This window comes from Variovorax sp. PEI5, assembly GCF_056679935.1.
The window spans coordinates 3,408,970-3,421,415 of record NZ_CM155257.1 but is presented as its reverse complement, the minus strand read 5'-3'; the positions used below and the strand labels follow the sequence as shown (position 1 = coordinate 3,421,415).

Sequence of the window (12,446 nt, the reverse complement as noted above, 5' to 3'; positions counted from 1 at the left end):
TCAATCCACGCTGGCGCCGGATTCCTTCACGACCTTGCCCCACTTGGCCGTCTCGCTGCCGATGAAGGCGGCGAACTGCTCGGGCTTCTCCGGATGCGGCTCGGCGCCCTGCTCGGCCAGCTTGGTCTTGACATCCGGATCGGCCAGCGCCTTCAGGATGGCGGCATTGAGCTTGGCGACGACCTCGGGTGGCGTGCCGGTCGGCGCCAGCAGGCCGAACCAGGACGACGTGTCGTAGCCGGGCACACCCGACTCCGCGATCGTCGGCACGTCGGGCAGCGCGGGCGAGCGACGCGCGGTGGTGACCGCCATGGCGCGCAGCTTGCCGGCCTTCACGTGCGGCATGACCGAAGGCATGTTGTCGAACATGATGGCGGTCTGGCCGCCGATCAGGTCCGCCACGGCCGGCGCGCTGCCCTTGTAGGGCACGTGCTGCATGTCGATCTGCGTCATCTGCTTGAACAGCTCGCCCGACAGGTGGATCGACGTGCCGCTGCCCGACGAGGCGAAGTTGACCTTGCCCGGATTCGCCTTGGCGTAGGCGATCAGTTCCTTGACGGTCTTGTAGGGCTGCGACGGATTGGCGACCAGCAGGTTGGGCACCATCGCCACGCGCGAGAGCGGCGCGAAATCCTTGATGGGATCGAACGGCAGCTTCTTGTAGAGGCTCTGGTTGATGGCGTGCGTGCCGACGGTGCCCATCAGCAGCGTGTAGCCGTCGGCCGGGGCGCGCGCGACCGCCTGCGTGCCGATGTTGCCGCCCGCGCCGGCGCGGTTGTCGACGATCACCGGCTGGCCGAGGGTCTGCCCGACATGCAGGCCCACCACGCGCGCCAGGATGTCGGTGGTGCCACCGGCCGAGAACGGCACGATGATCGTGATGGGCTTGGCCGGATAGGCCGCCTGGGCCCGGACCTCGGTCGGCGCGATGCCGAGAGCGGCGGCCGCGATGGCGATGGCACCCAGGCCGAAGAAGCGGCGGGTCGTGGACGCGGCGGTGGATGGGGAACGTGACATGGGAGAACCTTTCAGGGGCGAACCGCGGTCGCGGGAGAAGACGAGTGCGGGCACGGATCGACGCGCCGCGCGGGACAGGGCTGCATCGTACCCAGGGCACCCGACCCCACGGTCTCCGGTGCTACCCTCGAACGCATGTTCAATCCCACCCAGGAAGAAGTGCGGCGCTTCTTCTGCAACGTCTACGCCAAGCACCGCGCCGGACAGCCGATGGAAGCGCTGGAGACCATCGCCGCCGGCTGGATCGATGCCCATCCCGAGTACCACGCCGACCTGGCCGATGCCGATGCCGCCGTGGCCCGCGTCTACGACGACCGGAGCGGGCGCGAGAATCCGTTCCTGCATCTGTCGATGCACCTGTCGATCAGCGAGCAGTGTTCGATCGACCAGCCGCGCGGCATCCGGCAGGCGGTGGAATTGCTGGCCGCGCGCCGGGGCTCGTTGCTCGACGCCCATCACGATGCCATGGAATGCCTGGGTCGCATGATGTGGGAGAGCCAGCGCGCCGGTCGCCCACCGGATGGCCATGCGTATGTCGATTGCGTGCAGCGCCACGCGACGCGCGACTGACGCGCCGTGCAACCCACCGGTCGGGCCGGTCGCGGCGGGCTGCCCTCAGCGGGCCGTCGTCTTGTGGAAGCGCGACTCGGGCACCGTCTTCAACTCGCCCGGCAGCGAGCCGATGTAGCTGGCGAGTTCCTTGAGCTCGTCGTTGGTGAACTTCTTGGCCTGCCCGCTCATCACGCCATTGGCGCGTCCGAGCTGGGCACGGTTCTCGACCTTGTACGACTTCAGCGCCACGTAGAGGTAGTCGGGATGCTGGCCGGCGAGCTTGGCGACGGTGCCATCGTTGGGGGTGTTGAAGTTGGCGCCATGGCACTTGGTGCAGGCGTTGTCGCGATCGCGCGAGATCAGTGCCTGGACGCGTTCGCTGGGCGCCTTGACCGGTGTCGCCGCGGGGGCCGCGTCGCCCTGCTGGAGGCCGAGTTGCGCGTAATAGGCCGCGAGGTCGGCCATGTCCTGCTCGCTGAGGGTGTCGGCGATGGCCCGCATCGTCGGATGCTTGCGGTCACCGGCCTTGTACGCGGCGAGCGCCGAGGCGATGTAGGTCGCGCTCTGCCCCGCGATCTTGGGCACCTTGTGCACCTCGGGGAAGCTCGACTGGTAGCCCACGATGCCATGGCATCCGATGCACATCGCGGTCTTCCTGGAACCGTTCTCGACGCTGCCGGTCACCGGTTGCGCCTGGGCCGAGAGGGTCACGCAAGCGACAGCGAGGGCAAATACCGTGGTCTTCAACTTGTTCATTTTGCGCGCACAATCTCGTGGAGAAACGGTTTCGAAGCAACGTTCGATTATATGCGGGGGCCTCCGCCAGGCCTGTACCGCGAGGCTCACCGGATCTCCCGCCGCACTGCGCCCCGAGGCGCCGGTTTCTTCCACTCCAGCATGCCGTCCTCCATGAAATTCGAAGGTTCAGACAACTACGTCGCGACACGCGACCTGATGCTCGCGGTCAATGCCTCCATCACCCTCGCGCGGCCCTTGCTGGTCAAGGGCGAGCCGGGCACCGGCAAGACCATGCTGGCCGAGGAGGTGGCGCAGTCGCTGGGGCTGCCGCTGCTGCAGTGGCACATCAAGTCGACCACCAAGGCGCAGCAGGGCCTCTACGAATACGACGCGGTCAGCCGGCTGCGCGATTCGCAGCTCGCCGATGTCGACGGCGGGGAGCGCGTGAAGGACATCCACAACTACATCGTCAAGGGCGTGCTGTGGCAGGCCTTCACCGCCGAGCAGCCCGTGGCGCTGCTGATCGACGAGATCGACAAGGCCGACATCGAATTCCCGAACGACCTGCTGCGCGAGATCGACCGCATGGAGTTCTACTGCTACGAGACGCGCGAGCTCATCCGCGCCCGGCACCGGCCGGTGGTGTTCATCACCTCCAACAACGAGAAGGAACTGCCGGATGCCTTCCTGCGCCGCTGCTTCTTCCACTACATCAAGTTCCCCGACGCGGAGACGATGAAGCAGATCGTCGCGGTGCATTTCCCGACGCTCAAGCAGGACCTGCTGACGGCGGCGATGAAGACCTTCTACGACGTGCGCAACCTGCCCGGTCTGAAGAAGAAGCCCTCGACCTCCGAACTGCTCGACTGGCTCAAGCTGCTGGTGGCCGAGGACATCCCGCTGGAGGCGCTGCAGAGCAGGGACGAGAAGGTGGCCGTGCCGCCGCTGGTGGGCGCGCTGCTCAAGAACGAACAGGATGTCACGCTGTTCGAGAAGCTGGTCTTCATGCAGAGGAACAACCGGTAGGCCCGGACCGCGCACGCGACCGGCGCGCCTGAGAGGAATCGGCATGGCTTTCGTGGAACCGGTGACATTGAGATCGGGTGGCATCGCGCTGGTGCCCCTGTCGCTGGCGCACGAGGACGGACTGCGCGCGGCGGCGGCCGATGGCGAGCTGTGGCGGCTGCGCGTGACCTCGGTGCCCGAACCGCGGGAGACCCGGGCCTATGTCGAGACCGCCCTGGCGATGCGCGAGGCCGGACACCGGCTGGCCTTCGCGGTGACCGACGAGGCCTCCGGCACCGTGCTCGGCAGCACCAGCTATCACGACATCCTGCCGGCGGTGAGGCGCGTGGAGATCGGCTACACCTGGTATGCCCGGCGCTGCCAGCGGACCCACGTCAACACCACCTGCAAGCTGCTGCTGCTCGAACACGCCTTCGATGCGCTGGGCTGTCACGTGGTCGGCTGGCGCACCGACAACTTCAACTTCGAGTCGCAGCGCGCCATCGAGCGGCTGGGCGCGAGGAAGGACGGCGTCATCCGCGGCCATGCCCTGCGCCGCGACGGCACGATCCGCGACACGGTGATGTACAGCCTGCGCGCGGGCGAATGGCCCGAGGCCAGGGCCCAGCTGCAGTACCTGCTCGCGCGCCATCGGGCCGCCTGAGCGCCACCCCATCCACCCGCGCGCGATCCCGCGCGTTTCCGCCAGGAGTCCACGTCGCCATGCTGATCGATTTCTTCTACACGCTGCGCGCGGCCAAGCTGCCGGTCTCGGTCAAGGAATTCCTGACGCTGCTGGAGGCGCTGCAGGCCGACGTGGTGGGGCCGGATTCGGACGGCGCGTTCGGCATGGAGGATTTCTATCACCTCAGCCGCACGACGCTGGTCAAGGACGAGAAGCACTACGACAAGTTCGATCGCGCCTTCGCCGGTTACTTCAAGGGCGTGGAGATGCTGACCGACTTCACCCGCGACATCCCGCTCGACTGGTTGCACAAGACCCTCGAGCGCGAGTTCTCGCCCGAGGAGAAGGCCGCGATCGAGAAGATGGGCTGGGACGAGCTCATGGAGACATTGAAGAAGCGCTTCGAGGAGCAGAAGGAGCGCCATGAGGGTGGCAGCAAGTGGATCGGCACCGGTGGCACGTCGCCCTTCGGCCATGGCGGCTACAACCCGCAGGGCGTGCGCATCGGCGGCGCGGGCCGCAACCGCAGCGCCGTCAAGGTCTGGGACCAGCGCGCCTACAAGGACTACGACGACGGCCAGGAACTGGGCACGCGCAACATCAAGGTCGCGCTGCGACGCCTGCGCAAGTTCGCCCGCGAAGGGCACGAGGACGAACTCGATCTCGAGGACACCATCCGGTCGACCGCCGCGAACGCCGGCTACCTCGACATCAAGATGCGGCCCGAGCGCCACAACAACGTGAAGGTGCTGCTGCTGATGGACGTCGGCGGCACCATGGATGAGCACGTCCAGCGCATCGAGGAGCTGTTCTCGGCCGTCAAGACCGAGTTCAAGCATCTGGAGTTCTACTACTTCCACAACTGCGTCTACGATTTCATGTGGAAGAACAACCGGCGCCGCTTCTCGGAGAAGTTCGCGACCTGGGACATCCTGCGAAAGTACAACCGCGACTACAAGCTGATCTTCGTCGGCGACGCCACCATGAGTCCCTACGAGATCCTGCAGCCGGGCGGCAGCGTCGAATACAACAACGAGGAAGCCGGCGCCGAATGGCTGCAGCGCCTCACGCATGCCTTTCCGAAATTCGCCTGGATCAATCCGGAACCCCAGGGCGTATGGTCCTATCGCCAGAGCATCTCGCTGATCCAGCAGCTGATGTCGAACCGCATGTATCCACTGACGCTGCGCGGCCTGGAAGACGCCATGCGGATGCTGTCGAAGTGAACGGCCGGAAGGGCCGGACCCCGTGGGGCGACGGTGGCATCCTGCCCGGATGCACCGGAACAAAACGAATGACGATCGCATTAACTTCACTTACATTTGATACTTAAGAATTCATTTACGAACGTCGTTTCGTCCCCTCTCTCTCCCTGGAATCCCAGCGTCATGTCCGCCCTGCTCTCCTTTCCATCGTCTCCTCCCACCCTGCGCGTCGTCGCCGAGCGGGTGGCCGACTTCGTGAGCATCCGGGGCGTGCGCCTGCTGATGGACCAGCTGGTCGATGCCTCGTTCTTCACGCCCGAGGCCACGCAGCGCCTGCGCGAGCAGCTGTTCGCGGCCACGCCCTTTCCCCACCTGGTCATCGAGGGCCTGTTCAACCCCGCCCTGCTCGAGCTCGTGCGCGAGGAGTTCGACGGCCATGCCGCCGAGGCCTGGAAGGACGTCAAGAGCGGCTACGAGTCCACACGCCGCTCGCAGCTGGGCGCCGCGCTCGGGCCGGCCTCCCAGATCTACTTCAACATCCTGGAGTCGGGCTGGTTCACCCGCTGGCTCTCGGAGGTCACCGCCACGCCCTATCTCCTGACCGATCCGCAGCGCTTCGGCGGCGGCCTCCACGAGAGCCAGGTGGGCGGCGCCTTCGCCATCCATCGCGACTTCAACTACCACCCCCACGTCGGGCTGAAGAACGAGATGGTGTGCATCACCTACCTCAACCACGACTGGCAGGACGCCTGGGGCGGGGTGCTGGAACTGTGGAACGCCAAGGACGGCCAGTGCCAGGCGCGCGTGCGCCCGGAGTTCGGCCACACGCTGATCCTGCCGCACGGCCCGGCGAGCTTCCACGGCCACCCCGGGCCGCTGTGCCCGCCCGAGGGCGTCAAGCGCCGCTCGGTGGCCGCGTACTTCTACACTAGCCCCAAGGCCGGCCAGCAGGACCCCGAGGAGGCGGTGTCGATCTTCATGCACACGCGCCGCGCCGACCGCCTGAAGAAGGCCGTGCGCCTCATGACCCCGCCGGTCATCTGGCGCGCCGTCAAGCGACTCAAGCGCCGCTGACCTACAGCCTCTGGGGTCGCCGGGTCCGGGTCGGCGTTCTGCCTGCTGGCAGAATGAACCGATGTACAGGGTGGCTTACTTCAAGGCGCCGGCGTGGATGCCGGCGCTGTTTCTTTCCGGCGTCATTTCGTTGCAGGGGTGCAGCCTCCTGCCCAAGAAGGATGCTTCCGACGATGAGTCCGGTGCGCGGCCAGTGGCCGGCGATGCCCGTGGCGATGGTGGCGCCACGCGCCAGGGTGACGCCTTCACGTTGCAGGTGCGGGGTCCCGACGACCTGCGCGACTACCTGGCGCTGCACCTCGAGATCCAGCGCTATCGGCAGATCCCCGACCTCGGCGCATCCGAACTCTCGCGTCTCATGGTGGCCGCCGAGGCCAATGCCCGCGAGCTGCTGGGCACCCTCGGCTACTTCACTCCGACCCTGACACTCGAGTTGCGCGAGACGCCCGGAAACACCCGCGCGCCGCGCGAGGTCGTGATCACCGTCGAGCCCGGCGTGCAGACCCGCGTCGCCGCGTTCCAGGTCGATTTCGGCGGCGCCATCTCGAACGAGCGGCCCGACGACCCGGTCGCGCGGGCCCAGCGCGACGCCATCCGCTCGGCCTGGGGTCTGCGCACCGGCGAGCTGTTCACGCAGCAGGCCTGGGACAACGCCAAGGCCGGCGGCCTGCGCAACCTCACCGCCAAGCGCTACGCCACCGCCAGCATCACCCGCAGCCAGGCCGAGATCGATGCCGACCGCAACGAGGCCCGCCTGGGCGTGACCTACGATTCGGGCCCGGCCTATCGCTTCGGTCCGCTCGACGTCCGTGGCGCCCGGCGCTATTCGGCCGATGGCGCCCGCCGCATCGCCCGCGTGCCCACCGGCACCGACTACGACCAGCAGAAGCTGCTCGATGCCCAGCAGCGGCTCGCGAGCAGTGGCTACTACGACTCGGTCTTCCTCACGCTCGATACCGACGGCACCGACCCCGAATCGGCGCCGGTCATCGCGCAGGTGCGTGAAGCCCCGTATCAGAAGTTGGTCGCGGGTGTCGGCTTCACCACCGACAGCGGCGCCCGGCTGTCGCTGGACCACGTCCACAACCAGATGCCGCTGCTGGGCTGGCGGGCGGTCTCGCGGCTGGTACTCGACCGCGAGACGCAATCGCTGGGCACCGACTGGAACGCCATCCCCGACGATCGGGGCTGGCGCTGGTTCGGCTCGGGCCTGCTCAAGCGCGAGATCACCGGCAGCTACGACGTCAACAGCGGTCGCGTGCGCGGCGGACGCGGCAAGACCGGCGACCACATCGACCGCAGCTATTTCCTCCAGTACGACTACGCGACCTACACCGGTGGTGCCGATGCTCCGCCCTCGGCTTCCGCCATCAGCGCCAACTGGGGCTGGACCGGTCGCTATTTCGACAATGCCGGCTCGCCCACGCGAGGCCAGGGCCTGGCGCTCGAGGTCGGTCTCGGGCAGACGCTGATCGGCGAACGCGCGCCCTTCATCCGCACCTATGGTCGCTGGCTGGGCTTCGTGCCGCTCGGCGAAGTCCGCGGCGCCCAGGAAAGCGCGGCGCGCAGCAGCCGGCTCCAGTTCCGCGCCGAAGCGGGCGCGTTCATCGCGCGCGACAACGCGCAGGCGCCGGCCACCCTGTTGTTCCTGACCGGTGGCGACACCACCGTGCGCGGCTACAGCTATCGCCAGATCGGCACCGAGCGTGCCGATGGCCAGATCGTCGCCGGCCGCTACATGAGCGTCGGCAGCGTCGAGTGGCAGCGCCCGATCGTCTGGAACGGCAAGCTCACCGACTTCGAGAGCGCGGTGTTCGTCGACGCCGGTGCCGTGGCCGACCAGGTCAGCGAACTCAAGACCAAGGTCGGCGTGGGCTTCGGCACCCGCTGGCGCAGTCCGGTCGGGCCGGTGCAGGCCGACCTGGCCTATGGCGTGGCCGCGAAGAAAGTGCGGCTGCACTTGCGGCTGGGCTTCACTTTCTAGGACACGCGACGCCTCACGATGCAGCCTCAGGATCCCACCTTGTCTCCGACCGCGCCCCTGCCGCCGGTCCCTCCCGCGTCCCCCGCGCCCGTTCCATCCCCCCGCCGCCCGCCCGGCCGACGCGTGCTGCGCGCGCTGGCGTGGACCGTCGGCGTGCTGCTGGTGCTGCTCGTCGCCCTCGGCGGCGCGGCATGGTGGTGGCTCGGCTCCAGCCAGTCGCTGGCGTTCTCGCTCGATCGGGCGGCGCGCTACATGCCGGCCGGCCAGACCCTGGAGAGCCGGGATGTCAGCGGCTCCCTGCGACAGGGCGGCCGCATCGGTTTCCTGCGCTGGGAGAGCCCGACACTGGCCGTCGAGGTCCGCGATGCCACCCTCGGATGGCAATTGCGGCCCCTGCTCGATCGCCAGGTGCGCCTGGGCGAGGTGCATGTCGGCCAGGTCCTGCTGGAACGCCGTGGCCCGGTCGAGGAGAAGTCGTCGGAACCACTCGCGCCGCTGGAGCCGATCGTGCTGCCGGTGGACATCGAGCTGCCGTTCCGCATCGACAGCGTGCGCTGGGCGGGTCCGCCGGCCCTGGAGGCCAGCCATCTGGTCGGCAGCTACCGCTATGCGCGTGCCACGACGCAGCATGCGCTCGTCGTCGACGGCGTGGACGTGGCCGCCGGACACTATGCCGCGCGTGTCGGCCTGCAGGGCGCCGCGCCCATGGCACTCGATGCCGCCATCGACGGTCGACTGCGTGCGCCGCTGACCGAGGGCCGCACCCTGGACGTGATCGCCCGGGCCACCGCCCAGGGCGCCCTCGCCGGCGCCGATGCCCGCCTGGCCGTGACGGCCCAGGTCCGCCCCGCCGAGCCGGCCGCCGACGCCGCCATGCAGGCCGACCTGCGCGCGACCCTGGCGCCCTGGCAGAAGCAGCCGGTAATCGATGCCGACGCCACCCTGCGCGACATCGACCTGGCATTGCTGCTGCCCCAGGCTCCGACCACCCTGTTGAGCGGCACCGTCCGCGCCGGCCCCGATGCGACGCAGGGCTGGCGGCTCGACGCCGACGTGCGCAATGCCCGACCCGCTCCCTGGGACAAGGGAGGCCTGCCGCTCGACCGGATCGAGGCTCGCGCCCTGTACGACGGCCAGGCCTGGATCGTGCCCTCCGCCACCGTGCGCACCGGCGGCGGCCGGATCGAGGCCGCGGGCGAATGGCGTCCCGCGCCCGAGCCGTGGAAGATCGATGCCACCGTCAGCGGCGTGCAACCCGGCGCGCTGCACACGCAGCTCGCCGGCGCGCCGGTGAGCGGCCGTGCCAGCGTCGAGCAGCGCGCCGATGCGGCACTGCTGTTCGATGTCGCCCTGCAGGCCCAGGGTTCGGCCGGCAGCGCGGCGCTGCAGGGCCTGCGGCTCGATCGCGTCCTGGCGCAGGGCCAGTGGAAGGAGCAGATCCTCGACCTGCGCACGCTGCGCGTCGAAGCCGCGCAGGCTCGCATCGAAGGCACGCTGCAGGCGCGCGTGGCCGAACGTGCCGGCAGCGGCGACCTGAAGGTCGAGCTGCCCGGAGGCAACGCCCAGGTCAAGGGCCGCCTCGCGCCCGCGCAGGGCGGCGGCGACATCCGCGCGCGCATCGACGATGCCGCCACCGCGCAGCGCTGGATCGAGCGGCTGCCGGGACTGTCGGGCATCTTCGCCGGCGCCTCGGCCGATGGCAGCGCTCGCCTCGACGCGCGCTGGCAGGGTGGCTGGGAAGCGGTGCAGCGTCGGTTGCAGAGCGCCACCACGCCGGCGCCACGCGGCCTGGTCGAACCCACCCTGCAGGCCACGCTGGTCGTGCCGCGCATGGATCTGCGCCTGCCGGCGGCGACGCCTCCCGCATCCGGGGCCGGGACCGCCGCCACGCCCGCGCCCGCCGCGCAGTCCGTGCGCCTGAACGACGTGCGCGTCGAGGTCGGTGGCAGCCTGGCCCAGGCGACGCTGGACATGCGGGGCCAGGCGCGCAGCGGCACGCTCGACCTGAAGCTCGACACGCGCGCCAGTGGCGCCCTCGAGCGTGCCGGGCACTGGCGCGCGCGGCTGGCCGAATTGCGCCTGCAGGCGACCGACAGCACCCGGCCCGGCCCCTGGTCCGTGACGCTCGGCGCTCCGGTCTCGGCCGACGTGCGCAGCCTGCCGGGCGGCCTGGAGGTCGACACATCCGCCGGCAGCGCCGCCGTGCAGGGCCCGGTGCCCGGCACGCTGCGCTTCGAGTGGCAGCCGGTGCGCCTGCGCCAGACCGGCAGCGGCGCCCAGAGTGCCCTGCGCGTGCAGTCGAAGGGCCGCATGCTCGGCCTGCCGATGGCCTGGGCCGAAGCCTTCGACGCCAGCACCTCGCTCGCCAGCCTGGGCATCAGCGGCGATCTAATCTTCGATGGCGACTGGGACATCGACGCCGGCGACACGTTGCGCGCCAGCGCCCGGCTCGGACGCCGCAGTGGCGACATCCGCGTGCAGGCCGGCGAGGCCGCGCTGGTGACCCGCATCCGCAGCCACGGCAGCGGCGCGAAGAGCGAGATCGTGATGGACTCGGCAGCCGGCTCCGGCACGTCCGGTCCGAGCACCCCTGCCGGACTGCGCCAGGCCGAGCTGCGCCTGGACGCGCAAGGCGAGGACGTGCGTGCCCGCTTGGTCTGGGACAGCGAACGCGCCGGCGAGGTCCGCGCCGAGGCCTCGACCCGCGTGACACAGCGCGACGGTGGCTGGCAGTGGGCGGCGGATGCGCCCTTGGCCGGCAACCTCAAGGCCCGGCTGCCCAATCTGGGCGTGTGGTCGATGCTGGCGCCACCGGGCTGGCGCATCGCCGGCACGCTGGATGCCGATGTCGCGCTGTCGGGCAACCGCGCCGCGCCGCGCTGGAACGGCAGCCTGGGCGCGGACAGCCTGGCATTGCGCGCGCTCGTCGAAGGCATCGACCTGCGCGACGGCCGCCTGCGCGCGACGCTCGCGGGCGATCGTGTCGACATCACGGAGTTCACGCTCCAAGGGGGCGCGGCCAGCGGCGCGCGCATCGCCGGCCAGAGCGGCAATCTGAGCACCGCGGCGGGCGAGGCGGCCCGCGGCGGCGGCACCCTGTCGGGACGTGGCGAACTGCGCTGGGGCACGGCACCCGCCGGCGGCAATGCCTCGGGCATCCGCATGTCGCTGCAGGCCGAGTTGCGCAACCTGCGTCTGCTGGTGCGTTCCGACCGTCAGATCACCGTGTCGGGCGACCTGCAGACGCGCCTGGACAACGGTCAGTTCACCGTGCGCGGCAGCCTCACGACCGATCGTGCCGTCATCATCCTGCCCGACGAGACGGCACCCAGTCTGGGCAGCGACGTGGTGATCCGCTCGGCCGCGCGCAGCCGCGAAGCCGAGGCCCAGGCCCGCAGCGAGGCCGAACGCAGCCAGGCGCGGGCCGCGCAGCCGCAGACGGCGCGACCGCCCGACATCGCCGTCAATTTCGACCTCGGCAAGGATTTCGCGGTCCAGGGCCGTGGCATCACGACCCGTCTCGAGGGCAACCTCGACATCCGCAGCAATGCGCTGGGCGCGCCGCCGCGCATCACGGGCGAGGTGCGCACCGTGCGCGGCCAGTACCGCGCCTATGGCCAGCAGCTCGACGTCGAGACCGGCATCGCGCGCTTCAATGGGCCCTACGACAACCCGTCGCTCGACATCCTGGCGATCCGTCCCAACATCGCCTACCGGGCGGGTGTCCAGATCACCGGCACCGCGCAGGCGCCGCGCGTCCGGCTCTACTCGGAGCCGCAGCTCTCCGATGTCGAGACCCTGTCCTGGGTGGTGCTCGGTCGGGCATCGGCCACCAGCGGGGGCGAGTCGGTGCTGATGCAGCAGGCGGCGCTGGCCCTGCTGGGCGGGCTCGGCAAGGGTGGGTCGGGCGGCAGCCTGGCGAGCCGGCTGGGCCTCGACGAGATCGGCTTCAAGGGCCCATCGAGCGGAAGCGACCTGCGCTCGACCGCCGTGACCGTCGGCAAGCGCCTGTCGAAGGACTTCTATGTCACCTACGAAAGCAGCCTGGGCGGCGTGATCGGCACCATCTATGTCTTCTACGATCTGACCCAGCGCCTGACCCTGCGCGGCCAGGCCGGTCAGAAGAGCGCGCTGGATCTGATCTACACCCTCAAGTACGACTAGCCCGTCGATGGCGGCCGGAGCC

9 protein-coding genes are annotated in these 12,446 nt (G+C 69.6%); 7 read left to right on the top strand and 2 right to left on the bottom strand.

Annotated elements, in window-relative coordinates:
• Entirely contained in the window at positions 1-1,017 is a 1,017-nt protein-coding gene (locus AC1MLT_RS15680) for a Bug family tripartite tricarboxylate transporter substrate binding protein (protein WP_481033118.1), read from the bottom strand.
• A 135-nt stretch (positions 1,018-1,152) separates the two neighbouring features.
• Between AC1MLT_RS15680 and AC1MLT_RS15675 the strand changes: the two genes are divergently transcribed.
• Positions 1,153-1,587 (top strand): DUF1841 family protein, encoded by a 435-nt coding sequence (locus AC1MLT_RS15675; protein ID WP_481033117.1) that lies wholly within the window; start codon positions 1,153-1,155, stop codon positions 1,585-1,587.
• Positions 1,588-1,632: 45 nt separating this feature from the next.
• Here AC1MLT_RS15675 and AC1MLT_RS15670 read toward each other — a convergent pair whose 3' ends face one another.
• Positions 1,633-2,325 carry a c-type cytochrome gene (locus tag AC1MLT_RS15670; protein ID WP_481033116.1) on the bottom strand — a complete coding sequence of 231 codons (693 nt, stop codon included), beginning with the start codon at positions 2,323-2,325 and terminating at the stop codon, positions 1,633-1,635.
• Positions 2,326-2,478: 153 nt separating this feature from the next.
• On the opposite strand from AC1MLT_RS15670, the gene AC1MLT_RS15665 reads away from it, so the two are divergent.
• The 6 genes from AC1MLT_RS15665 to AC1MLT_RS15640 all read left to right on the top strand — a co-directional run bounded on the left by AC1MLT_RS15665 (position 2,479) and on the right by AC1MLT_RS15640 (position 12,424).
• Positions 2,479-3,333, top strand: coding sequence for an AAA family ATPase (locus AC1MLT_RS15665; protein ID WP_481033115.1), 855 nt, complete (start codon positions 2,479-2,481; stop codon positions 3,331-3,333).
• Between the two features lie 43 nt (positions 3,334-3,376).
• A complete protein-coding gene (locus AC1MLT_RS15660) occupies positions 3,377-3,976 on the top strand; it encodes a GNAT family N-acetyltransferase (RefSeq protein ID WP_481033114.1) in 600 nt (199 codons plus the stop codon).
• A gap of 59 nt (positions 3,977-4,035) precedes the next feature.
• Entirely contained in the window at positions 4,036-5,223 is a 1,188-nt protein-coding gene (locus AC1MLT_RS15655) for a vWA domain-containing protein (protein ID WP_481033113.1), read from the top strand.
• Between the two features lie 162 nt (positions 5,224-5,385).
• Positions 5,386-6,276 carry a 2OG-Fe(II) oxygenase gene (locus AC1MLT_RS15650; protein WP_481033112.1) on the top strand — a complete coding sequence of 297 codons (891 nt, stop codon included), beginning with the start codon at positions 5,386-5,388 and terminating at the stop codon, positions 6,274-6,276.
• Positions 6,277-6,337: 61 nt separating this feature from the next.
• Positions 6,338-8,260: an autotransporter assembly complex protein TamA gene (locus AC1MLT_RS15645; protein ID WP_481033111.1), complete on the top strand. Its 1,923-nt coding sequence runs from the start codon at positions 6,338-6,340 to the stop codon at positions 8,258-8,260.
• Between the two features lie 39 nt (positions 8,261-8,299).
• Positions 8,300-12,424, top strand: a complete 4,125-nt coding sequence (locus AC1MLT_RS15640) for a translocation/assembly module TamB domain-containing protein (protein WP_481033110.1) — start codon at positions 8,300-8,302, stop codon at positions 12,422-12,424.
• The last annotated feature ends 22 nt before the right edge of the window (positions 12,425-12,446 follow it).